Raw genomic sequence first — 23,613 nt, 5'->3', positions numbered from 1 at the left:
ACCGTAACCGCTGCTCAGGCCTGCTGTCATCACCGGCGCGCCACCGTACTGGCGAACAGGCTTATTGATCCGAGTGTTCGCCGAGCGTCTGCACGGCGTTGGGTCCTGGGTGGGCGATGGTGGCGACGGTGGGATGCGGGTAATCGAAATCCAGCTCGGCGAAGTCGCGCTCTACCGCCTCGGGTAGTTCGTTGTCCGCGACGATCATCTGCAGCTTTCCGGGCCTGGCCGCGGCGAGGTCCCGCAGCCGGCTGTAGAGCGCGGCGGAGATGCCGGTGGCGGAGTTCAGCGCCATGCGAGGGCTGTCGACGAGCAGGAAGGAGGGGTAGTAGGTGTCGCCGCGGCTGACCACGACGTACAGGATTGATGTCCAGTAGGCGATTTGGACGGCGGTGATGATGCCGCCGCCGCGGCTGACCTTGGTGTAGGGCTGGCCGTTGAGAATGGGCAGGTAGTTGGTGGGGTGGATGTGCGCAGTCTTGATGCTAGGCACGCCGATGCTGCGTAGCGCCCGGTTGAATTCTGCAGTGAGCGCGTCGATGATTTCGTGACGCCGCTCATCGATGGCTGCTTCCCGACGGGCGATCTCCGCGTGGACCCTGTCCCGCTCGGCGGTGCGCTGCCGTTCGGCGGTGGTGAGGTCATCGACACGGTCCCACTGCCGCAGCACGCCCTCAAGTTCCCGCTGGCGCGCCTGGGCGTAGGCCAGGCTGGTGGAGGCGTCGGTGAATGCCTGCAGGCGAGGACTGACGCGCGTGGACGTGCGCTGTTCGATCGTGGCGGTGAGATCTTTGACCAAGCCCTCACGCTCGGCGACAGCGACGCTGGTGGCGGCGAGCTGTTCGGCGAGCAGGGCCACTTGGTCGCTCATCTCGTGCAGTTGGCCGGTGAGCTGGCGCTGCTCGTACTGGTCGGTGTCGGAGTCCGGCGTGACCGGATCGGGCTGTAAGCACAACCGGCAGGCACCCTCTGGGACTGCTCTGTCGGTCACCGACTGCAGGCACCGGGGGCACGTGACGAACTCGATGGCGGCGATGCGGTCCCCGGCGTCACGCATGCGGTGCAACCGGGCGAGGTCGCCTTCGACGCGGCGCCGTTCGGCGAACAGGTCGGCTCGCTGCCTGATCAACGCCTGGACGGTCGACTTGGCCTCGGCGAGCCGGCGTTCTGCGTCGTAAAGCAGATCACGTATCACTTGCGTCTCGCGGTCGGCGACCGGGCTGATCTCGTTGCGCAGCACCCGCAGCGACGCCTCGGCGGCGATTTGCGCGTTGCGGGCGTCGCCTTGTGCGCTGAGCGCTTCCTGCTTGCTGGTGGTGTTCGTCGTGGACAGGAACTCGCGGATCGTCGCGGTTTCGCGGCGCGCGTCGTCGACCTGCCGGTTGAGCGTCGTGAGGTCGGAACGCAGCGCCAGCACGGCTTCGTCGGTGAGACCGAACAGCAGCTCGAAAACGGCTTTGCGTTTCGGGGCGAGGTACTGGTCCTGGCTGCGGGCAATGTCGCGGTTCATGTCGGCTTGGGGGACATACAGGTAGGAGAACACGTCGGCGAAGGTGATGCGGGCGCCGGCGTTGGTGCTACCGGCGGTTCTGGCGGCCGCGCGCATGTTCTCGGCGAAGCCCATTGCCCGCATCAACAGACCGGAGATGCTGGGCGACTCACGGGCGTCTGCGCCGTGATCGGGCAGCCGCGCGCGGGTCTTGACATCGGTGACCCGCACGGCCCGGCGTTTGACCGCATCGACGCTGCGCACGAGCAGGTAGCGTTCGGTGCCGACGGTCACGTCGACGCTGATGTCGTGCACGTTGTCGGTGATCACGGGCGCGAGCATCCCGTCACACCCGAATCCGAACTTCACGGCCTCCAGCAGGGTGGTTTTCCCGACGCCGGTCGGCCCGGCGAGGATGGTCAAGTCTGCGGGGAAGGCATACCTGACGGGGCCCTCGATGGTGTCCAGGGTGACGGCGTTGAGCCGGAACGTCGTGGTCAACGGATCACCTGTCGGTGTGGTCGGTCCATCAGGTCAGCCAGCCTCTGGTAGATCAGGTCCTTCAACGCGTTGCCTGTCAGTCCTGTCGACGCCTGCGCGATCACCTGGCCGCGTTCGGCGATCTCCGACCACGGTGCGGTGGCGGCGATCGTGGCGGCGTGCCTCTTGCCCTTGGGCGTGGGCGCTAGCGCGACGCTGCCTTTCCTGCCGGGGGCATAACGCACGAGCCCACGACCGACGAGCGCGCCGATAATCATGTAGTAGCGGTCGTCCCACGGACCGTACTTGTACCGGGTCATGGGTGCTTCTACGGCGGTGGGGTCATACCTGTCTTCCTTCGCCAGATGCAGCCGGGGATCTGCCGGCTCCAGGGAGTCCAGCACGGTGCTGGCCAAGGCCGGGTACCGCAACAGGAAGTCGAGCTTGGCCAGCTTCGTCAGGCCGTCCAGCCTTCGTTGGTGGCCCGTCTCGGCCGCGACGGCGGTCACGAGCAGCAACACGCGGGTCTGGTGGTAGGCGAGGTCCTCGCGCAGCAATGCCAGGTCGGCGGCATCCGCAGCGTGCATGCTCATCAGCTGCCCCCTCCTCCCACCGGACGCCGGCGCGCCTGCTCGCTTGCGACGTCAAAGCCCTCGCTGAACCACACCTGGCACCGATTGGACAGCTCACACAGCCCACCGAGCGCCAGGTCGACGTCCATGTCGTCCGGCAGGGTGCGCTGCTGCCGGTCCAGCGCGGCCTCAAGTTCCCTCCACAAGTGCGGGCCCCAGGCGGTGCCTGGCCGTTTCACCTGCTCGGCCGCCGCGTCGTTGATCCGCAGCAGCGCCCGGTTCAGCCGCTGTTGACGGGCACGCGCTTCTGGATCGAATGCCAGTGAGTCACGCCAATGCTCGGTCCAGTCTGACCGGAGCTGCTCCGCGCGTTCCACGGTGTTGTCGGAGCAGCCCCCGACCTCCATCTTGATGGCCAACCGGCTGGTGCGCACCAACCGCGGCAGCGGCGCAAAGCCCGTTGGATGCGCTATCGCCGTCTGGATGGCCAGATCGATGTCCGTTAGCGTCACGATGCGGCTGGTCAACTCGGTCTCACGGTCACCGGACGTGAGCGCCGCGCCGGCTATCGGGAAGGCCAGGACCGTCGGAAGGCCACCGCTCGGCGTGGGCCCCGCGGCGCGCATGCGGACGCGGAACAGGGCGAGAACGGCCTCCCATACCGCACCGGCGGGAGCGGCGCTGCCGAGTTTGTCCAGCACCGGCTGCGCGTACATCGACGGCGCTGCGTGCGGGGCGTACTTACGGGTCACGCTGTCCTGCACCGTGAACACCGACAGGAAGCGGGTGATCTGCTCCCGATGCTCGGGCAGCACCTCCGGCTCACCGCCGTCGGTTGGTTTCCACCGGGTGGCGAGGCCGTCGCAGTGCGCTTGAGCAAGCTCTTGCCGAAGCTGGTGAGCAGCGTGATCTCAGGGCCGCCGGCGATGAACGTCCCGCCAGCGACACGCCGATCACGGGCGAACTCGGCGAACTTGATGAGCTGCTGAGGCTCTCCGGACATGCCGGCGGTGGTGACCAGCCGACACGCGGGCCTCTCCTGCATCGCCAACCAGCGGTCGAACAAGTGCGCGACACCGCCGTCACCGGCCAACGAATTGAGGGTGCTGTAGGCGCCGAAGGCCAACCCTGGATGTTTCGCGGACACCAGTTCCGCATTCCCGTTACGCAGGGCAACCCAGTCCTCGTGATACTCGCAGAGCAGCCGGCCGTCGTCGCCATCGTCGAGGTTGCCGTGCGCGTCAAGAGCCGTCAGGTACAGGCTCAGACCATCAGCGGCAGCCATCACCGCCTGCCACTCGTACTGGTCTGCCGTCCGGGCTCCAGCATCATCAGGCGGCTTCGCCGCCACAACGAGATCGGCTGCCGAAGCGCCGACATCACCAGCCCGCAATTGCCACCTGCGCCGCAATCGGTAGTTGTCGGAGCACTCACGGTCGCGTGACTGCTCGGGGGGAGTGTGCCTCACGCACGTGCCCTTACCGGGCGAACTGTCACCTAGGCGACAGGCCCCAAGTGAGTAGAGGCGCTGCTACCACAAGCCCGCTCTACCCCGGCCAGACCCGCATCGGCGAACGAAATGTTCTCCCGCCGTTGAGGCGGCCGCCTCACCCTGCACAGCAGCGAGAGCAGTCCCATCCGGTGCTGACCGGCTGCTACGGCTGTGCTGCCTTGTCGGCCAGAGCGGGCGTCGGACGTCAGGCCGCGTTGCCTACGGTCGGGTCGCGGAGGTCGTCCGGGATCAACGGCGAGGCTTGGTCTGGGGGCGGCAGAAGGTGGCGGACCGTTGAGCCCGACCGACGCAGGACCACCAAGAGGGCGGGCGGATTCAACAACGACATCTTCATCGCGGGGTGAGTTGCCCCGCCCCGCCTCCTCTCACTGACGGGATTATGCGTGGCGGCACCTCGGCCGGAGCGACATCGTCGACGTTGACGGGGGAGATGTGCAAAGTCATCGCCAACCTGCTGGAGCTGCATAAGGAGATCCCGAGCCCCTAGGCCCGAGGTCTCGCAGGGCTGGACGATTCGCGGCCTGTATCGCGGATTGTCGCCCGTACGGATGTTGCGACTAACCCTTGGATTCGCACGCATGTACCAACCCGATCAGGCAGCCGTGTTGGGAGGGTGCGTGGAGCGACGGTTCGGGCGGAGCCAGTCGGTATGGTGTTTCCAGCGCAACACAGACCGAACTGGTCACCGAGATCAAGGCGGGCACGGGCTCGTCTCGACGTACGGGGGACGGTCCCCCGGCCCATGATCTCGGGGAGGAACGGCGAGTGACAACGCGCCGCAAGGGGCTTTCGGGCCCGAAGAGGAACCGACGGACCAGCGCCGACCGGTGGCGGGATGTCGGGGAGTGGCTGGCACTGATCTTGAAGGTGCTCGCCTACCTAGCCGGTCTGACAGTGACCCTGTCCGGACACGGCTGCGGGCCTAACTGAACCCACAGGCTCAGCTAGGCCCACTGCGGAGGCTCCCGCCTCTCGCCTGAGAAACCAGGGGCGGGGGTCTTCCCTCTCGTCCAACGACACTGGATGCTCGTCCAGTGTCGTTGGACATCTACCAAGTTGCAGGCTACCTGCACCCCGAAGAAGTCTGCGACAGGGTGACGGAGATTTATCGGGTCCGGTCTCGGTTGGCTACTCCGCCGCCTAATCCTTACCTATGGCGGTCTCGCACCGCGTTTCCGGATCCTGCCACGCGCATATCAGCGTTCTCTTGCTTGCTGCGCGCCCTGGGTACCACACCCCCGACGCTGAAGCCGTCTCGTGGGATCGGGAGAGAACTCCGGTGTTACCACCTGCTGCAGCGTCAGGAAATCCCCGGCAGGGCTTGATGTGCCGATGGCCTGCGATGTCCCCGTGCACCCGGGGAAATGCAAGCTGCCGAGCTCGCTCGCGGTGAGGTAGGCAATGTGAGTTTTGCTCGCCTGCCCGCCGATGACATCTTCCATCGGCCGAGGGTGCGCGAGGCGTGCGGCATGGCCGCGTTTGGAACAAGGATCCTCTGTTGGTGGCCGTGTACCGAGCGAGGCACCGGATGGATGTCGAAGGTCTCGCGTGCCTCGGGTCGGTGATCGCGCGAGCGGCGAGCATCTGCCTGATGGCAGCACGTCGACCTTGGCACTGCGGCCCACGAAGAGCATGTCGGCCAGAGCGGGCACAGCGGGGGACCGCATGGGATCGCCCTTGCTGCGTGTCTCTGCCCAGAAGTTGACGAGTTGCCCAATGGTGGCGTTGAGCTCCTCGGCGATGACCAGGCTCAGCGCCTGACTGACCATCCTCCGCGCATGCCTAGAGGAACCAGGTGCTTGGCGAGGGCATCAGCAAGGCACCCGGCCACGCTTAGCGACGCCGTAGCACGCAGACAACTTTGCCGAGGATCACCGCCTGGTCTCCGGGGATCACTGGGTAGAGCGGGTTGCGGGGCATGAGTTCGACCTTTCCATCGCCAGTGCGGTAGACCTTGACGGTCGCCTCGTCGTTGATCATTGCCGCGACGATGTCGCCGTTGTCGGCCACCACCTGATGCCGCAAGACGATGACGTCCCCATCGGCGATGTCGGCTTCAATCGACTCCCCCTGGACGTGCAGAGCGAACAACGTGCCGCGGTCGACCAACTCGGAGGGCAGGGTGAGAATCTCCTCCACGTGCTCCGTTGCCAGGATCGGGGTGCCGGCGCGGCGATGGCACCCAGCAGCGGCACACGAACACCCGGCCGCGGGCCGGGATCCGTCGGCACGGCGAAGTCAGCCGATGGTCGGGCGTCAACGGCCAGAGGCGAGCGGGCGTCTCGGCGTAACAAGCCGCGGCGTTCAAGCACCTTCAGGGGGTGCGCCACCGGCGATGGGAAACGCAGCCCGACTGCGCGCCGATCTCCCGCACTGTAGGTGGATAGCCGTGCCGCTCGACCCAATCACCGATAACGGAGAGGATGTGCTGCTGTCGCGGGCCCGGGCGGATCAGGTGCCGGTTCGAAGGACGTCATCCAGCGACGATACTACGAATTAGATCACATGTGCTAATGCGGAGCGGGTCAGGCCCGAACGGGGGCGTTGCGCCCTCCGCGCTTGAGACGGCATTGAGCGCCTCGCCGGCCCGCATTCTCGTGACCAGATCTCCGTGACCAGTCAGTCGCAGAATCATGGAGCGCGACCGTGAGGCCATCGTTCAGCCTTCACGAAGGCAACGATGCCTCGAGGTCGGGCTGGCCGCCGGGCGGACTTCAGATCCGCCCAGGTTTATCGCCATGTGTTGCGCTGGCCCTTGGTGCACAGGGCCAGCGCAACACAGTTCAGCTCAGGACCCGACGGCGATGCGAGGCAACGCCTTGTTCCGCTCAGGCCCAACTGCGAGCCCAATACGTCCCTCGACTCGGCGCAGCTCCTTCTCGGGGGTCCCATCCCTGAGCGGAATGATGTAAACGCTCGCCCAGTCGAGTGTCTTTGTCAGGCTCCCGAGGTGCTGAGAGAAGCGCGTGCGGACGCCGACGGTGGTGGAGCCGACGTAGAGGATCTTCCCGGACCAACCGCACACGAGGTAGACCGCGTTGCGTGAGTGGACACTGATATTCGGGCTGAAGGGCATTGGCCCAGCTGGCCCGTCGGGATGGAGCTTGTCGCCGGCGTAGGCGGCAAGCGACGCGAGGCGGGACGGGGTCACTTTACGGCCTCAAGGCTGTCGGCGTCCTCGTCCTCCCAAGTATCGATCGCGCGGTCAGTGTCGTCGTCGTACTCGGCTTCCCAGTTATCATCGCGCCGAGCGGCAGCCCGGGCTCCGCGGTTGCGCCGCTCCCAGATCCGGCCCCAGAACTCTAGGTCCGAGGTGGCCTCATCCAGGACGTTCTTCCACTCCTTGACGTGGTTACGGTCGGCCCCGACCGTCTCGACATGGTCGGTTCCGTCGAGCGCCTTGACCGCACGGATCGCGGCCATGGCGTCTTCGACAGACCGCACGGCAGCGCCGAGCTGTGCGGCGGCGTCCCGTAGCGCGTCGTCGGGGGTGTCAGTGGTGGTCGGCCGCTGCGGCGAGCCTGGCTTCGGGAACGTCGAGCGCAGGTAGACGTCGTTAAGAATCTGGTCTTGGGCGCGGTCCTCGGTACGGCGGATGCTTCCGTCTTCGTTGACCGCACGCAGCGTTGAGCGGCCATCGTGGTGGTCGACGATCGCCCGGTGCAGTTGCTGGATGCCGAGCCTCGACGTGAGCATGGTGTCGATGACTTCCCCGGGGCGCCGCCGGTCGTCGGCGTTCGGGTTGTTCTGCGTGCCGCGGTCGGCCCAAAGCGACAGTGTGGCGATAAGTGGGTAGGCAGAGCGGGCCGCGAGGTCGAGACGGGCCGGCCCCGGGTCACCAGCAGGGTCCCGGTCCAGCTCGTCGAGGGCATCGGCGAGGACCACGTCGGCGTCGCGGTGCGTGGGCTTGAAGTACCTGTCGCGTACGGCGACGAATCCGTGTTGCATGTAGCGGCGGACTCGGTCCGGGTTGGCACCTTCGCCGGCGACAGCCCGGACGATCAGGGCGACAGCGAGATTCACCCGAACGTTCTTCGTGATCCGCTTGCGGGTCGATTGGCGGGTGACGGCGTCCCGGATCGCGTCACGCACGGGCTGGTCGTCACTGGTGAACTGGGCGATGATCTCAGCCGCCCGGATGGCCTGGTCGGTGGGCAGGTGAGCTGCGTTCGCCTGAGCACGGCTGATCGAACCGGCGAACCAGCGGCGCCGCAGGGGCGTGAGGATGCCGCGGTCCTCCATGACAGCCAGGGCCTCATCGGCGAGGGACTCCATCTCGGGACCGTCGCCCCACGCCTTCGGCGCATCGACGTGACGCAGCGCCACGAGCGATTTCACCGCTGATGAGAACCGGTCCGGTCCTCCGCTGAGGGGCTGGTAGCCGACCAGGATGAGCGCCGGCAGGGTTTCACAGCGCAGCGCCTCGGACTGCTTGATCGTGGGGCCCTGCTCGAAGGCGGTGTTCAACTCCTTGATCCGGCCGCGCATGTACGTGTCCGAGGCGGCCGTCACGACAGCGTCGACGCTGTTGCCAACGCCGAGAACGTCGTGGGCGGCGGTCGTGCGGGAGGAACCCTCAGCAGTGGTCACTGCCCACAGCGCAGGGCTGCCGTCCTCGGTGTGTTCGTACCGTGTGGGGACCAGCCACACTTCGGTGAGCACGCCCTGGTTGCGGATGGAGTATCGCCAGTCATTGGCCTCGATGACGGCGCGAGCAGCCAGGCCTGAAGCCCATCGCATGTGCTCGGCCGACTCGACCTCGACCGTGAGGTGGGGGGTGGTGCCGTCGCTGGTCGGGTCACCGACCGGCGCGAAGCGAGACTCCTCATCGGTGCCGGGCTCGACGGCGATGGGGTGGCGACGGGCGGTTCCGATTCGCGGGTTGCGGATGTCGGGCAGGGTACGGCGAGTCCAGACCTTCGCCCGTACGGCGAGGAGCGTGCCGCCGGTGATGGCCAATTGGGTAGGGGTTTCAATTGAGCGGCGCAGTTCGGCGGGATCGACAACTGCGTCAGCGATAGTGCTCGCGGCCGCCTCATCGAGGTTGAAGATCTCGATCAGCTTTTCGGCTGCCTTGCGGCGTGCAGCGATCGGCGCGAGTTCCGGGAGCTTGCTCACGGGGCGGGGCGGAACGTGGTCGTGGACGGCGACTGGCTCATCGGCTGTTGTGGTCATCTCGATGCCTCCTGGCATGTCTCGGGCACGCCGAAAGAGGTCGAGACGATAGGACTGCCGTTGGTCGTCTCGTCCGCTCCCGGAGTGCCACATCTGGTGTGGAATCCGTGCCCGGGAGGTCGGACGACCGAGGCCGTCGAGCGCATCCCCTCCAACGCTGTCGGAGCAAGCCCCGATGTGGTCTTCGGCGGCAACGTGGCACTCGGCAGGATCTGCGGCGTGAGGAAGCGAGCCTCCACGTTGCCTACCGAGGAAGTGAGTCCCGCGGCGACCCTGCATCGCTTCACGCGTCGCAGGCATCGGCGATTATAGCAGTCCTTTGTGGGTCCGTCACTCCTGAAAGGCCGCCGAGATGGCCCTTTGCGGGTAGCGGCTGCTCGATGGCAGCGTTCGCGATCAGGGGCCGGCGCGCTCGCCACCGGCAGAGCGGCTGACGATGCCGATGGCGCGGGGATGTCGGCCTCGCCGTTGGTGCGGTGGTAGCCGATCGAGGTGTTGCGCAGGCTGGCCAGGACACCAGGTCCGGTGCCGGTACGGGCCTGGTGGAGGTCTTCACGGAACGTGACGTCCCGAACGTGGTGGACGCGGTTCTCGATGTGCCATTCGCGGCGAGCCCAGTCCTGCAGGTCGGCGGGTTGGGCCTGCTCGGCGGGTAGAGACACGGTGAAGTAGGTGGTCTCGCGGCTGGTCTTTGCGCCGGTGGTGCGGGTCCGCATGATCCGGATGGCCTGCTGCGCGTGGGGAAACCTGATCCGCCGGGGTTGTGCAGGGTGATGGTTTTGACGGTGCGGGTCTCGCGGCGGCCGTGCCCGGTGTCGCGGCGGCGGTCGCCGAGGGGGACGTCGGGCCAGGGTAGGGGATTTGAGCGACTTGACCAGGGTGGGCTGGTTGCCTTCTGTGGGGATCATCAGGTGAGCGCCGCGCACGGCGATCTCGTCGGCGTGGGCGGTCTGGGCGTGCAGCGCGTCGGCGATGAACAGCAGGCCGGTCAGGGTGCTCAGCACGGTCTCGATCGCGTCGAGCAGGGGCGCGAACGCACGGATTTCATTGCTCTTCGCGCTCACGGTGACCTGGGCCAGGACGATGCCGGCGCTAGTGTCTAGCGCGGAGAGCAGGTGGACGTGTCCGCCACCGGGACGACGGGCACCCCGAAGTGTTTCCCGTCCACGGCGATCACCGTCCGATACCGGCGTGGCCGGGACGTGGCCACCGGCCGGGCGCGGGCGGTCAGCCAACCGGCCAGGAGGGTGGACAGCAGCCCGTCATCCAGGCGAGTCAGCAGCCGCCAAATCGTCGTGCCCACCGGCACCTGATGATCGAAGCCGAGCCGGTCGCGGGCCTGCTCGTCCAGATCGTGCAGCCAGTCGGCGAACGACGACGCGCCGGCCAGGACCGCGCACACCGCGACCGCGAGCAGACCCGGCAGCGGATACCGCACCGCACGCGGGTCGCGGCGATCCGGGACCGTCGACAGGGCCTGCATCAACCCCGCGCGCTCAGTCTCGGCAACCGCAGGTGGTGTTGTGTCACGGGTACCGCCGGCGACGGCGGACAGTGCGGGGATCGGGCATGATGACATCGGCGGGGGGTCTTCGGGGTGTCGTGAAGCGTAGAAAACTCCATGATCACCGACGCGACCTCACCCGCTCTTCCGGCCTCCACAGAGGCACTCACCCATCCACATCACCAGCTCAGGGCGCCTGCCCACCGACTACGCAATCACCCTGCGATGGCCCTTAACTGCGGTCGTGTCGAATTGCGTACGTCCGGGCATCCAGTGAGCGTCTCTCAGTGAGATTGCGGCTGCGGATCTAGCCCTCCTCCTCGTCCATGAAGAAGCCGTCGATGATGAGCCACAGCGCGTTTGCGGCGCTAGTCTGGCCAAGTTCTTGCAGAATCGTGGCCTTCGTGCGGTACATCTCAATCAACCGATGTTGGTATGCTGGATCGACTACCGCCGGTGATAAGTAAATAGAAATTGCCTCAACCACGGCCTCTTGCGCCTGCGGAATTCTGAGCTGCGATCCTACGCACAACTCGGCATATGCCCATAGTAAGAGTGCCAGCTCACGCAAGTGGCCGTCGTATCCCAGTTGGATCAACCGCCTACGAACCTCTATCGCCTCTTCGACTGCATCCAGCCCTTGGTCCTGCTGACCTGACTGCACCCGCCGGAGTCCCAAGTTGGCCAGTGAAGAGGCCAATTCAGAAAGTGAAGTCGCAGAGCCTGAGGCAGCTCTGATCCGACGAGCCTCGCATGCTTGTTCGAGTGTGACCAACCCTCGTTCCGGCTTACCTGCCTCTAGGAGCGCTGCGCCGAGAAGGCTCAAGGCAAGAATGAGCATGGCAGAACTCACCTCGGCATCAGCTTCATGATCTGAGCGGCACAATACGACCGCTTCCTCTAGAATGGGGAGCGCTTCCGCCGCCCGCTTCGACTGCACCATGACGTTGCCGAGAGCAGTCAACGACGTCGCGAGATCAGCAAGGTGAACGGCCGGATGCGTTGTCGCGAGCTGCCGGAAGATTCCCTCGGCCTCCCGTATCGGACTCAGGGCCTCCGTTGCCTGCTTCGACTCGAAGAGCCATGCACCGAGGTTGATCAGAGATCTCGCAAGGCCGGCTAGGTGAGCGTCCGGCTCGGCAGTCGCCAGCCGACGGCGGATCGCCACAGACTCTCGGGCCACGGCTAGGGCTTCGCCCAACTGGTTGAACGCTGCCCAACGCACGGCGGTATTGGTCAGTGACATGGCAAGCTGAGGTTCCCAGCGATGTGGGTCCGACTTGGCCAAACGCCGGTAGATTTCCAGCGCCTCAATGTCCGCCGGTAATGCCTCTGGCCACCGGTCAAGCTCCGACATGCGGACGGCGAGATTCGTCAGCGTCGCGGCAAGCATAGGCTCCCATGCTGCAGGGTCCGCTTGGGCGAGAAGTCGCATGATGCCCGCTGCTTCTTCGGTGGGTGCCAGCGCCTCCTGTGGTTGACTTAGCGCTGACAGAAGAACGCCGCGGGTGTTAAGCGCCTCCGCCAGTTGAGGCAGGGCCGCCACGTCTTTCTCGGTCACCTCACGATAAAGGTTAATGGCTTCTTCGGTCTCCTGAAGCGCCTCTTGATGCCGTGCGGCTTTGGCCAGATGAAGAGAGTGAATGTTGTGCAGGTGGGCGCGTTCAGCAGGATCGCTTGTCCGAGCGAGGCGATGGTGAGTAAGCCGATCGCTGACGGCAGCGGCTGCAACATCAAAATCAAGGTGCGGTCCATCAGGCAGCAGTGGCTCGAGGGCTTCCAAAACTCTTATGTCGATGCTGGGTAGACCCGTGAGGCGGACGACGGCTGCTCCTCCTGCGGCTAATGCCAGGTGCGGGTGAGCACGCACGAGTGGATATAGTACGCGAGTGGCGACATGGGGCCACCGACGCGCTGTCTCTACCAGAACGCTGATGGCGTTCACCGTCGACACCGGCGCTTTTCCATGCCCGACAAGAAACGCGGCCGGTGCCGTCTGGGTCCAGTCGTCAGTGATGCCGGCATCGTGGTGAGAATGGCCGGGTACGGAGAGTGCGATGAAGTCCTCGCCCAGCCGGTCCGGATGCAACGCCTCCATCACCATTTCCGGGTCGGTCGGCGGGTGGCACACGCTGTGGTCGTCAATGATCTTGTCGGCCGCCGTGACGTCAGTAGCTAGGGCGGCGCCAACTAGTGCCCGTCTGGCGTCGAGCCTCGGCAACGCTCCAATCAACGTCGCCATAAAGACAGCCCTGTGCATCGTCTGAGGCAAGGTGGACAGCGAAGTTTCGCGGGTCCACATCTCGTGCCAGTAGCGCTGCTCACGCCGCAGTAGGTAGGCCGATACCGCATAAGAAGATGTTGGCGGGGAATCGCCGTGGCGCAATGCTTCAACCGTCGCGAGGGCGCTCATGTGGATCGCGAGTAGGCGGGTGAACGCCGGCCCGTCGAGGTCCGGTACCGGCCACCCGCCGACATGCTGCGATCCCAGCGCGCCGGCGAAGCGGTCTGCCGCAGCAATGAAAAGAGCGTCGGGATTACGGTTCTCGCCAACAAGCGAGGGCAGCGCAAACGCGTCCGTGGCGGCCTGCAAGTCGGCCTCAGCTCGATCGGCTACAGCAGGCCACCAGTGCTTGGCCGACCGGGCCAGCAGCAGTGCGCGAACCACCACCCCGGCCTCTGCATGGCACTGCTGCATTGCAGCGAGCAACGCCAGCAGCGTTGAGAAGGGCCAGCGGTCGGCGTAGTCAACAATCGCTAGCACTGCCCCGCCGGGGAGATTTAGGGCTCGTGCCTGTGGCCGCGGAGCGGGCCCGAGTGTCGCCTGCCACACGGTCCAGCCCGCACTCGCGTACTGTGTTGCGAATTCCGAGGCGAGGCGAGACTTGCCTTGGCCGCCGGCCGCGTGAATCAGTCGTATCGCTACCGGCTCGGGGCTACGCATCCAGATGGCCAGGTCATTGAGGGTTTGGCTCCGCCCGGCGAACGGCACTATCTGGTGGCGGGCAAGCAGAAGACGGCTGGGCTGTGCCTGCGCGCGCTCAAGCGAGAGCGGTACCGGCTCAAGATTTGCCGGTACCACCCGGTAGGCAGGTAGCTCAGTACCGACCGTGACGCTGCCCTCGACATGTGAAACCTGGATCAAGTCGCCGAGAACGACGCTCTGGGATACCGTCTGCGCGGCCGAAGGCCGCCAAAGCGGGCTCACCTGTCGATGTCCACGTCGCCGCCGACATCGTCGACTTGCCGTACCGGTCCGGCCGTCCAAGTATTCGTAACCGACTGATCACCGCCGTCGATCGTGGGCCCCAATGGAGCAGCCCCGGCGACGGAGGCTAGGGGATGAGGTAAGTCGTCGGCCGTTCGGCCGATGTGCACGCTGCCCCGGGCCCCGCGCACCTGCGCCACTCCGCCACCGACTATCGACCCGTGTAACCGTTGTCTGGCCATGCCCCGATTCGCAACGAACCCGCCCCACACGGAGAGACCCAGCCCCGCAATCGCGACAAACAACGCCATTATGCTGGCCCACTTGTCGGCGTTGTCCAACCCCTCGGCTGCGAGGAACACTCCGATTCCGGCAACTAGTAGGCCGGTGATGACCACCGTGATGGACCGCCAGATCCGGTTGTCGCTCGCACGCCCCATCGCACCATCATGGACCACTGTCCATCGCATCGGCCAGAGCACCGTCTCGTCGAGGAATGGCGCCCGGCGTAGAGGCTGCGTCAGTCTCATCGCCGTGGCTCCCCGAGCGAGCCGGCGTACTCGGCACCTACCGCTGCCATGTACCGCTGAAGATCCCGGATGGTCACCGGCTCCGGCCGCAGGCACTCGGACTCCAGCCAGCGCAACTGGTCCACCAACAGGTGCGCAGGCCCGATCGGCTCCTCCGCTGGCGTTCAGTTAAGGAACCCGTCCCACTTCGGCTCGTGGATGAGGTCGGGGCCTTCGGGCATCTGGTCGACGGACGTGGCGAGCATCGGCGCGACCGGCCGGCGCAGCACAGGGTCCCCCGTCGGCCCGGCCCGACGCCGGGCCGGGCTCGCCGCCCGCACCGGGCGTGAACACTCCTCACCTTCGCATCGTGGGGGAGGGCGAAGATCCGCGACAACGAATGCGTGTCCGGCTAGCGAGGTGGAGGATCGCGGAGGCGGCTCACAGGTCGTTGTCGGCGAAGGTCAACCCGAGCGCGCGGGCTCTCGCATTCTGCGACGCGGTTCGCCGGATGATCTTGTCCCACACCGGTTCACCGGCGGCGATCGCCGTGGCGATCCATCCACCCGCTCCCTCGGGGTCACCGGTGCAGTGGTAGCAGCCGCAGTCGATCCCAGCTCTGATTCGTCGGTCTCGGTGGATGCGCCCCTTGGCGACGAACCGGTCTATCTCCCACGGGTCGACGCCGGCGTAGGTTAGGTAAGCGCGGGCAGATTCGATCCACGTCCTTGGCCGCAGCATTGCGTTGCCGTGTATCTCGACCAGGCCGAGGAACCCGTTGCAGCCGGCGCACAACAGTCCCCGTACGCACCGGCCGCACGAATCACGGCCCGGGCAGCACAAGTGATCATGGTCGACTGGAAGGGGCACCAACCCGACCGGGTGGCGCCACGCCGACGTGCCGCAGACTCCGCACCCGCCGCCCTGAGCCCGCAGCAACTCCCGGTACCGAGGGGCAGTGAGGCGGTGCCGCTGCAGCGCCTTCTTCGGGGTGTCTAGGCAGCACACATCGAAGGTGCGGTGAGGGGCAACCAACCCGAGTAGGCGGGCGTCGACAAGGGCCACACGCCGGATTCTGACAGTGGAGATAGCCGCTCCGCGCCTCGGCGCGCAACTCCGCGCCGAGGTCCGGCACGTCGTACGCGTCCCGCGGCCCGTCTCCCGCCGCTAAGAAGTCGGGGCACCCCGCAGGATGCGTCCGATCAACTCGGCCTGACGCTGCTACGGCGTCCGGCGGCGGAGACGGAGCGCCGCGGCGGGGCTGAGCGCACCAGCAGGCCGGCCAGCCCGCCGATGACCAGCCCGTCGTCTGAGCCGAGCTCGGAGGAGTGGGTCACCAGGTCCAGGACGGGCTCGCTTGTCGTGGTGGTGGGATCAGGCGCGGAGTGCGCCCACTACCCCGGCGCCGCCGGGGTAGTGGGCGCCAGCGGCGACGGCGTCGGCGTGGGTGCCGGCGTGTTGCAAAGCGGGGGCTCGTTGACCAGCCGGATGTAGCCGTAGCCGGCGATCTCGAGTTTCTAGCGGGCGGTCGGCTTCACCCAGTCTTAGATGACGAAGGTGTTGCCGGGCAGGGCGGCGCTGACGGACGAGGAGAAGCTGGCGGCGGTCGACGGGATCTGGCGGGACATGGCCACGAGACCGCCGCGGGAGCACGCGCAGCGCCGCTGGATCCGTCCGCAGGTAGTGGCGGTGCCCGGAGATGACGAATAGCGGATCAGCGGATCAGCGGAGGCGGCGCCGAATCCACGCTGCGAACGCGCCTGCACCGATAAACGCGGCGAGGATGGTGATGATCTGAGGCACCGACCATTTCGTGACGTCCAGGGTCATGGTCCAGAGCTTCTTGGCGGTGTACTCCGCCGTTCTCTCCACCGTCAGTCTGATGGTGAAGGTTTCCCGGGTGACCAGTTCCCGGTCCGTCTCTGCGGCGAGGACGAACACCGCGCCTCTCAGCTCGTACGTGCCAGGTTTGCTGGCGCGGACGTTCCACCACCAGGTAGCGGCGTCGGTGGGATCGGTGAGCGGCTGGGCGGACCCCTCAGGATTTAGGTCATCCTTGATCTCGATATCGGAGTAAGGCGCAGTCAGGATGACTCCGACGCGGCCGCCGGCTGGCACGGTCATACTGGTCGACGGGCGCCGCGGTGCCGCGCCCACGCTAGCCAGTTCCGCCGGGTAGAGGCATAGCTCGTCATTGTTAGCGGGCCCGCAGATGAGGACCCTTACGGCGAACCACTCAGCGACCTTCTCGGTCCGGTCGGTGGTGACGTGGAGTTCGCCCTTGAACAAGTCCCGCCGGCCGTCCTGCACGGTCGCCTGGTATTGGAACTGCTCCGACGGCGACCGCTCGGCTTGGGGGGTAGCCGTGGGGGTCGGGGCAGGCCTTGCGGGCGTGCGCACAACGTCGAAGAAGTCTGCCGCGAGGCCTGCCAAGGCCATCAGCAGCGACAGCGCAACGCCGATACGCGTCCACGAATCTCGACGTTTCGTTCCCTGCGCCGTACCCGCGGGGATGCCTGTGCGGCGCCGGCTCGCCGACTTGGGGGTTCGACTCCTCATCACTGCCTCCTGACAGCGCGTAACCGGCCCAGTGTGGACTACCCTCGCACGTGATCCACCACCGAGATGTAAGCAGCTGCCTGACGAGACCATCCCTGCGGCGACGTGGCGGGAGGCGAGAGTGAACGACATCGGCACGACGGGCCTCGGCGATGATGGCGGCGTGAGCGGCCGCGCCCACGGAAGGACGGCGCCGACGCCCGGTCAGCAGACGTCGGCCGGACGCTAGACGCGCCGAAGCACGCAGACGACCTTGCCCAGGATGACCGCGTGTTCGGCGGAGATCACCTCGTAGAATGGATTTCGCGGGACCAACTCGACGCGACCGTCGCAGGTCCGGTAGGCCTTGACCGTCGCCTCTCCCTCGATCATGGCGGCAACGATGTCGCCATTCTCGGCAACTGCCTGCTGGCGCACGATCACGACGTCGCCGTCGCAGATTGCCGCCTCGATCATGGAATCGCCCTTAACCATCAGAGCGAACAACGTGCCGTGCCCTACCAGGGCTCGAGGCAGCGCCAGCTCGTCCTCCACATGTTCCTCAGCGAGGATCGGGGCACCAGCAGCGATAGTGCCAAGCACCGGAACTTTCACACCTGGCTCGTCTGCTTCGTTGGACGCAGCGCCAACCTGCGCCCTGCGGATGTCGACCGCCCTGGACGCGTTGGCCTGACGACGCAGGAGGCCACGCCGTTCCAGCATGTTCAAGTGGTGCGCAACGGACGAGGGGGAGCCAAGCCCGACTGCTGCACCGATCTCGCGCACCGTGGGCGGGTAGCCGTGCTGCTGGATCCAATCGTGTATCACAGTCAGGATGCGTTGCTGCTTGGCACTGATGTGGGGCGGCTCGGCCTCGGCGCCAGCGGTGATTGTCATTCCAGGACAATACAACCAACTTTAGAACGGGTGTACCAAGACGCCCGGTACCGGCTCGGGTCCCCTACCCCCTCGGGCTAGCGGCCGGGAGGCGGTGAAGTCGTACCCCAGAGGTGCGTCATGAGGCAGGTGTGGGTGTAGTCGGCGTTTCGCCGATCGTCGTCATCCACGAACACTTGTCCGGCTGTGGCAGGTTCGTATCCACCAATAAGCGCCCGTGCATTGGGGCTGGTCTCGTTCGGGAGATGGAGGCTCGGCTCTACCGTGTGCCGCCATCCCGACCGGCTGCGCAAGGCCCATGGCCTCGAAGGTCCGCGAGACGAACGACGGCTGCCACCACCCCCACACCGGAAACGAGTGCGGGAGATGGTGAGATGGCGTTTTCGATTTTGGCAGGCGGCGGAGGCAGTTGATGGCGGACCTAGACACCCTGGTCAATCAGGTATGGAGCCCGGAGACCCGGCGCCTAGCCGGTGAGGCGCTGCGCTGCTACAACACTGGCGCGTTTCGGGCCAGCATCGCCGCGACGTGGACCGCCGTCACCGCCGACATCATCACGAAGCTGATCGGGCTCGCCGACGACGGCGACTCGACTGCGATCCCGTTCCGCACGGCCGTCACCAACGCCCAGGCACACGGGCTCAACCGCGAAGGCGTCAAAGCCATGCAGGCCATCGAGGCCGACTTGCTCACCGACGCAGAGAAGTTCGAACTGATCGACGCGATCGACGCCCACGAGCTCAGCCGCATCCAGGAGGACCGCAACCTCTGCGTGCATCCGTCCCTGCGGCTGCACGGCGGCACCTACGAGCCCCACGCGGAAGTGGCCCGCGGGCATCTCGTCGTCGCGCTTACCGCCCTGCTCACCCATCCACCGATGCAGGGCAGCCGGGCACTCGATGAGTTCAAAAGCTACATCTGCGATTCCAGCTTTTCCCCGACACCGGCGCACCTACAGGCAGCATTCTTCGACCGCGTCCGCTCCGCCGCCCAACGCCGCATCATCCAGCTCGCCGCCAAGAGCGCCCTGCTGGAGCTGGACCCGGGTGGTCTGCTGCCGGCGATCGAGCACGCCGACCGGATGGCGGTCGCGCTGGAGGCGTTCGCTGCCCGCAACCGGGCCCTCGTCCGAGAAGCCGTGACCGGCCAGCGTGACAAGTTCCGCACCATCGACGGCCCGGCCCAGACGCGGGCGCTCATCCGGTTCGCCGACGAGGACTACTTCTGGGACCTCGTCGACGAAGGGCTGGCCAACCGGCTGCAAGACCTGGTCGTGCAGGTCCCCGTCAGCACACCCGGACAGTTGACAGCAGTACAGGCGATCACAACCTTGGCGCTCGTGCGCAGCCCGCTTGTCCGGGAACGGCTGCCCAAGCTGGAGGCCCACTTTCTCGCCCACAGCTGGTGGGACCAGATGACGGTCGCCGGAGCGCACCCGGACCGGTACTTCGCCGAGCTGATCCCCGGCTATCTGACGCAGGCCGGCGCCTGGCGGGTGGGAGAACAGGTAGGGCAACTTCTCGTCAAGCACGCCCGTTTCCTGACCCTCGACATCCTCAGCGCGGCGCTCACCGCCTGGGTCGAGAACTACCAGTGTCGAACCGCGAACCTGATGGAAACCATCGCCGTCGACCTGTGGAACCAGACTGCCCACCTGGGGCCGGCGCGCACCGAGGCCTTCCAGAACTTCCTAACCCGGGCCCGGGAACACGAAGGCGACACCGCCGCACCCGGCTACTACACCTACCGAGCGTTGGAGCTCGCTCTCACCGCCACCCCATAGTCGCGGCCGCCCCCGCCCCAGGGCTCCACGTGCTCGGCGATGCACCTCCACCCGTCCCACTTGGGCTGGTGAATGGGGTCAGGGCTCTCGGCACGGCGTCGACCGGCGTGGCGAGCATCGGCGCGACCGGCCGGCGCAGCACGGGGTCGGCCGTGACCCCTGCCCGGAGCAGGGCCAGGCTCACCGCCCGCGCCGGCCGTGAATGCCCCTTACCTTTTCCATCGCGGGCGAGGGGCGGGGCAGGGGCGAAGATCCGCGACACCGAATGGCTCGCTGGGAGTTGCGTTTCAGGGTGGCGCGCCCACGTCGCCGCGGTGAAGGATCTCGGCGTGCTCATCACACCACTGCCCGGCGGCGACCGCGAGGTCCTCCGCTCCGGCCTTGCCGACGTCTACCAGCAGATCACAGACCTCCGCGGCGGCGGCCCCAACGAAGCGCTGCAGCGCGCCCTTGCCTACCTCGACTGGTGCCACGAGGCGCAGCGGCGCCTGCGTAACCTGATTCGGTCGGCCGAGCTCGAGTACCTGGTGCCGCTCAAGGCCTACGAGGTGGTGCTTGCGGCGGCCGGCGCGTTTGTCACCCGGCCAGTGGGGGATCGGCTGATCAATGGGCTCGTCTCCACGCAGCTGGACGAACGGATGAGCGCCTTTAAGGCCGCACTCGACGACCTGGCCGAGCAAGTGAAGCGGTTCGACCGGCGCGGGGAGCTCCTGGTGCTCGACACCAACATCTACATGGAGCACCCCGAGAAGATCGAGGACTGGGACATCGCCGGGGACCTGTACCTGGGCTTCGAGGACGTCCACATCATCGTGCCCTTGGTCGTGGTCGACGAGCTCGACAAGGGCAAGCGGCAGCACGGCGAGCGGGGATACCGCGCGGGGTACTCCGTCTCCTACATTGACCGCATCACTCGGAAGGCGGGCGGGTTGATCCGGGCGAAGGACTTCTCCGTCGAGGAGAAAGCGCGCGGCAACGTGACCGTCGAGGTGCTCCTCGACCCACCGGGCCACGTCCGGCTCCCGGACAACGACAACGAAATCGTCGACCGCGCCATCGACGTGCAAGCTCTCGCCGGCCGGCCCGTCCGGCTAGTCACCTACGACACGGGCATGGCAATGCGCGGCCGCTACGCCGGATTGAAGGTGCACCACCTCGAGCAGCCAAAGAAGGAACCCCCAAAGCAGAAGCGACAGCGGCAGCGCGGCGGGCAGGTTCCCGATCCACGGGCGAACGCCGGGGAGTGATGGAGAGTTCCGCAATGGCGGCCTGACCCGGGACGCACGCCCCCGACCAGACGGTCGGGGGCGTTGTTACGCCTCGACCCGACTCAGCTCAGCCGCAGCCGGAAGTCGGCCCACGCCTCCTCGGCGGTGGCCGCTTCACCGTGGGCGGTGGCGATCTGCCCGGCGAACCGTAGATCCTCCAGCTCCTTGCGCCCGGCCTGGGTGCACACGTGCCCCTGCTTGCCCAGCGCCCGCGCGTAGCCGATCTCCACCAGGCTGCCACGGATCGCTGCCAGGCACCGCTGGGTGACCTCGGGCCGGGACAGGCAGGGGTAGGCGGCGCAGGCGATGCCGCCGGCGGCGACGCCGTGGCTGTTCTCGCCGCGGTAGCAGCCGTGGTCGTCGCTGATGAAGTGCGGGCCGACGTACACAGCGCCCGGGAGGCTGCGCGATGCGAACCTCCGCCGGCCATGGCATCCGGTCGGCGTTCTCGTATTCGATGTCGTCGACGATGGGGAACAGGGTGTGCCGCCACCCGTTCTTGGTGATCTTCCCGGCGGCGTAGACGCGGATGCCCTCGAAGGTGTCCATGCAGGAACCGTCATCTCGGATGAGGAGGGAGACGAACCGTAGTGGACGGTAGCTCGGTTGGACGACCATCGGCGGCGTGTCGTCGGGGGCCGTTATTCATTCACGATAACGTTCCTTCTCGTGAATGAGATTGAGGCCCTGGGGAGCGCCGACCCAACCATCTTCATCGATCCAAACGAGCAGCTGTCGGAAGCGGCGCGGCGGCGCATCCGCGAGTCGGTGCCCGCGTCGACGCGGCGGGCCTACGCCGGGGACTGGCGCCGCTTCACCCACTGGTGCGACGACCACCAACGATCACACCTGTCGGCCACCGCGGCGACCCTGGCCGAGTACGTCTCGCACCTCGCCGACGAAGGCAAGGCAGCGTCCACGATCGAGCGCGCCATGGCGGCCATCGCCGTCGCCCACGCCGCCGCCGACCTCCCGCCGCCCCACACCCGGCCGGCGCGCGCGGTGGTGCGCCGGCACCGCGCCGAGCTCGCGGAAGGTGGCCGAGGAGTACGCAAGGCCAAGGCGCTGACCATTACAGCGCTGCGGGCGATGGTCGACACCCTCGACGTCTCCACCCTGGCAGGGGTGCGCGACCGGGCCCTCATCGTGGTCGGTTTCGCGTTGGGTGCCCGGCGCAGCGAACTCGCGGCGCTCAACATCGCTGACCTCGCTTTCACCGGCCACGGCCTGCAGATCGCCATCCGACGCTCCAAGACCGACAAGGAATCCGTGGGCCGCAGCACCGCCCTGCCCTACACCTCGCGACCGGCCACCTGCCCCGTGCGCACGATGCAGGCATGGCTGGACGCCCTGGCCGCCCGCGGGGAGACGTCGGGACCGGTGTTCCGTCGCATCGACCGGTACGGCAACCTCGGCCGGGTGCCGCACGGGCGCGGCGAAGCGAGTGGTCGCATCACCGGCCAGGCCGTAGCCATCATCGTTCGCCGCACCGCGCTGCGCGCCGGTTTGGACGCCGCCTCCGCGTTCTCCGGTCACTCCCTGCGCCGCGGGTTCGCCACCGAAACCCATCGGCGGGGCAAGAACCCGCTGCGGATCGCCCGGCACGGCGGGTGGAAGGACGGCTCCGCGACGCTGGCCGGGTACATCGAGGATGCCGACCAGTGGGAGGATAACGCCCTTACTGACGTCGGTCTCTGATGGAGCCGGAGCGGTTCCTGACGATTCCGGATATCCGAACTGGAGTGAGCCAAGATGGGCGCAGAGGAGCTACCGCCGCGCGCCAGGCCACGCTACCGACCGGGGCCAGGTGAGCCATGGCCGGAGCAGCCGACAGCGAAGCGAAGCCCCGGCACGAAGGCCGGCCGGATCGCGGTTGCCGTTGTGTGCGCTCCGTGCATCATCGCGGGCGAGAAGGCGGGCGGCATCGTGGGTGCCGTCTTTGCCCTCCTGATGGTCGCCGCCGTCGTGGCGTACGTCCAGCCGAGTAAAGGACGAAGCGGGCGGCGGCGATGAGCACCGAGCTCTGAGCTGATCGTGTATCTCCTCGCGGGCCTTGCCAGGCTCCACGCAGGGCGGTCAGACCCATGGCGTCCTGCCATTCTTAAAAGGACTTCCAAGTTTGCAGGCGTTGGTGGCGAACGCGTGGCGTAGTCGATCTCGGCGCCGCCCTGGTTAAGCGCCTTGACTAACGTCGGACGCATCCGGCTCACGGCTGCGACGGGTGTACCCCAAGGACCAGCGGTGCCTACGTCGGAGGAGCGCGTGGCTCATCTGTGTGCGGCTGTGAACGTCTCAGCGACGCCCGAGCCGACGCCGGATTCTGGCGGCCACGTCAGCGCGCAGGTCGCCGAGCCCGTAGACCTCGGCAGGAGGCTGCTTGACGGCGCGGTTGGCCTCGTGGGCGGCATCGTGCTTGGCGTTGCCGCAGCAGACGTGGTCGGTGACGTAGGGCCTCGCCTTCTTGGTACAGATGCGGTGCGCGCAGACGATGTAGCCGGGCGCTGACTGGGCCTCGAGCCATTCGGCGGGGATAGGCATGGTGTAGATCCTCTCGCGGTGACTGGTCAGCGACCCACGCGGGCCCGGGGCGTTGATTACGAACATGCGCGTCGATTAGTCGGCACCAGCTGCGCCGGTCCCGATGTGGTTCTCTGAGATCGCCAGGGGCGAGTGTCGC

The 23,613-nt window shown here is 66.8% G+C and carries 20 protein-coding genes and 1 pseudogene; 5 read left to right on the top strand and 16 right to left on the bottom strand.

Going from position 1 to position 23,613, the window contains the following annotated elements; all coding sequences use genetic code 11:
• Positions 1–61: 61 nt before the first annotated feature.
• Genes AB0B94_RS20915 through AB0B94_RS20905 form a run of 3 tightly spaced genes read right to left on the bottom strand, consistent with a single transcriptional unit; the run spans position 62 to position 3,356 of the window.
• A complete protein-coding gene (locus AB0B94_RS20915; protein WP_357282410.1) occupies positions 62–1,990 on the bottom strand; it encodes a hypothetical protein in 1,929 nt (642 codons plus the stop codon).
• Positions 1,987–2,562 carry a hypothetical protein gene (locus AB0B94_RS20910; protein WP_357282408.1) on the bottom strand — a complete coding sequence of 192 codons (576 nt, stop codon included), beginning with the start codon at positions 2,560–2,562 and terminating at the stop codon, positions 1,987–1,989. Before AB0B94_RS20910 ends, AB0B94_RS20915 begins: the two co-directional genes overlap by 4 nt.
• Positions 2,562–3,356, bottom strand: coding sequence for a hypothetical protein (locus tag AB0B94_RS20905; RefSeq protein ID WP_357282406.1), 795 nt, complete (start codon positions 3,354–3,356; stop codon positions 2,562–2,564). Before AB0B94_RS20905 ends, AB0B94_RS20910 begins: the two co-directional genes overlap by 1 nt.
• A gap of 20 nt (positions 3,357–3,376) precedes the next feature.
• On the opposite strand from AB0B94_RS20905, the gene AB0B94_RS20900 reads away from it, so the two are divergent.
• A complete protein-coding gene (locus tag AB0B94_RS20900; RefSeq protein ID WP_357282403.1) occupies positions 3,377–3,985 on the top strand; it encodes a hypothetical protein in 609 nt (202 codons plus the stop codon).
• A gap of 1,265 nt (positions 3,986–5,250) precedes the next feature.
• Here AB0B94_RS20900 and AB0B94_RS20895 read toward each other — a convergent pair.
• The 9 genes and pseudogenes from AB0B94_RS20895 to AB0B94_RS20855 form a co-directional block, all read right to left on the bottom strand.
• Entirely contained in the window at positions 5,251–5,823 is a 573-nt protein-coding gene (locus tag AB0B94_RS20895) for a hypothetical protein (protein WP_357282401.1), read from the bottom strand.
• 64 nt (positions 5,824–5,887) lie between these two features.
• Positions 5,888–6,509, bottom strand: a pseudogene (gene lexA, locus AB0B94_RS20890) (transcriptional repressor LexA).
• 692 nt (positions 6,510–7,201) lie between these two features.
• Positions 7,202–9,229 (bottom strand): hypothetical protein, encoded by a 2,028-nt coding sequence (locus AB0B94_RS20885; RefSeq protein ID WP_357282399.1) that lies wholly within the window; start codon positions 9,227–9,229, stop codon positions 7,202–7,204.
• Entirely contained in the window at positions 9,226–10,344 is a 1,119-nt protein-coding gene (locus AB0B94_RS20880; protein WP_357282946.1) for an ISAs1 family transposase, read from the bottom strand. Before AB0B94_RS20880 ends, AB0B94_RS20885 begins: the two co-directional genes overlap by 4 nt.
• A complete protein-coding gene (locus AB0B94_RS20875; protein ID WP_357282397.1) occupies positions 10,329–10,667 on the bottom strand; it encodes a transposase family protein in 339 nt (112 codons plus the stop codon). Before AB0B94_RS20875 ends, AB0B94_RS20880 begins: the two co-directional genes overlap by 16 nt.
• A gap of 373 nt (positions 10,668–11,040) precedes the next feature.
• Positions 11,041–13,941 (bottom strand): tetratricopeptide repeat protein, encoded by a 2,901-nt coding sequence (locus tag AB0B94_RS20870; RefSeq protein WP_357282396.1) that lies wholly within the window; start codon positions 13,939–13,941, stop codon positions 11,041–11,043.
• The gene (locus tag AB0B94_RS20865; protein WP_357282393.1) at positions 13,938–14,471 is read right to left on the bottom strand and encodes a hypothetical protein; all 534 of its coding nucleotides are present in this window, start codon (positions 14,469–14,471) and stop codon (positions 13,938–13,940) included. The genes AB0B94_RS20870 and AB0B94_RS20865 overlap by 4 nt, the downstream gene beginning before the upstream one ends.
• Positions 14,472–14,635: 164 nt before the next feature.
• Positions 14,636–14,791, bottom strand: coding sequence for a hypothetical protein (locus tag AB0B94_RS20860; RefSeq protein WP_357282390.1), 156 nt, complete (start codon positions 14,789–14,791; stop codon positions 14,636–14,638).
• Positions 14,792–14,891: 100 nt separating this feature from the next.
• The gene (locus AB0B94_RS20855) at positions 14,892–15,515 is read right to left on the bottom strand and encodes an endonuclease domain-containing protein (RefSeq protein WP_357282388.1); all 624 of its coding nucleotides are present in this window, start codon (positions 15,513–15,515) and stop codon (positions 14,892–14,894) included.
• 483 nt (positions 15,516–15,998) lie between these two features.
• Between AB0B94_RS20855 and AB0B94_RS20850 the strand changes: the two genes are divergently transcribed.
• A complete protein-coding gene (locus AB0B94_RS20850; protein ID WP_357282384.1) occupies positions 15,999–16,160 on the top strand; it encodes a hypothetical protein in 162 nt (53 codons plus the stop codon).
• A 12-nt stretch (positions 16,161–16,172) separates the two neighbouring features.
• Here the strand turns inward: AB0B94_RS20850 and AB0B94_RS20845 are convergent, their stop codons facing one another.
• The gene (locus AB0B94_RS20845) at positions 16,173–17,009 is read right to left on the bottom strand and encodes a hypothetical protein (RefSeq protein ID WP_357282382.1); all 837 of its coding nucleotides are present in this window, start codon (positions 17,007–17,009) and stop codon (positions 16,173–16,175) included.
• 225 nt (positions 17,010–17,234) lie between these two features.
• Entirely contained in the window at positions 17,235–17,885 is a 651-nt protein-coding gene (lexA, locus tag AB0B94_RS20840; protein WP_357282379.1) for a transcriptional repressor LexA, read from the bottom strand.
• 412 nt (positions 17,886–18,297) lie between these two features.
• Here lexA (AB0B94_RS20840) and AB0B94_RS20835 point away from each other — a divergent pair, with 412 nt between their 5' ends.
• Both AB0B94_RS20835 and AB0B94_RS20830 read left to right on the top strand, forming a co-directional pair.
• The gene (locus AB0B94_RS20835) at positions 18,298–19,668 is read left to right on the top strand and encodes a hypothetical protein (protein WP_357282377.1); all 1,371 of its coding nucleotides are present in this window, start codon (positions 18,298–18,300) and stop codon (positions 19,666–19,668) included.
• Positions 19,669–19,997: 329 nt separating this feature from the next.
• The gene (locus tag AB0B94_RS20830; RefSeq protein ID WP_357282374.1) at positions 19,998–20,915 is read left to right on the top strand and encodes a PIN domain-containing protein; all 918 of its coding nucleotides are present in this window, start codon (positions 19,998–20,000) and stop codon (positions 20,913–20,915) included.
• 83 nt (positions 20,916–20,998) lie between these two features.
• On the opposite strand, the gene AB0B94_RS20825 is transcribed toward AB0B94_RS20830, so the two are convergent.
• On the bottom strand, positions 20,999–21,325 hold the full coding sequence (locus AB0B94_RS20825) for a hypothetical protein (RefSeq protein ID WP_357282371.1): 327 nt from the start codon (positions 21,323–21,325) through the stop codon (positions 20,999–21,001).
• Between the two features lie 217 nt (positions 21,326–21,542).
• On the opposite strand from AB0B94_RS20825, the gene AB0B94_RS20820 reads away from it, so the two are divergent.
• On the top strand, positions 21,543–22,634 hold the full coding sequence (locus AB0B94_RS20820; RefSeq protein ID WP_357282368.1) for a site-specific integrase: 1,092 nt from the start codon (positions 21,543–21,545) through the stop codon (positions 22,632–22,634).
• 594 nt (positions 22,635–23,228) lie between these two features.
• On the opposite strand, the gene AB0B94_RS20815 is transcribed toward AB0B94_RS20820, so the two are convergent.
• Entirely contained in the window at positions 23,229–23,474 is a 246-nt protein-coding gene (locus AB0B94_RS20815) for a hypothetical protein (protein ID WP_357282364.1), read from the bottom strand.
• Between the last annotated feature and the right edge of the window lie 139 nt (positions 23,475–23,613).

This window comes from Micromonospora sp. NPDC048986, from assembly GCF_040649335.1.
Taxonomy (GTDB): Bacteria; Actinomycetota; Actinomycetes; order Mycobacteriales; family Micromonosporaceae; genus Micromonospora; species Micromonospora alfalfae.
This window is presented reverse-complemented; position numbering and strand designations above follow the sequence as displayed.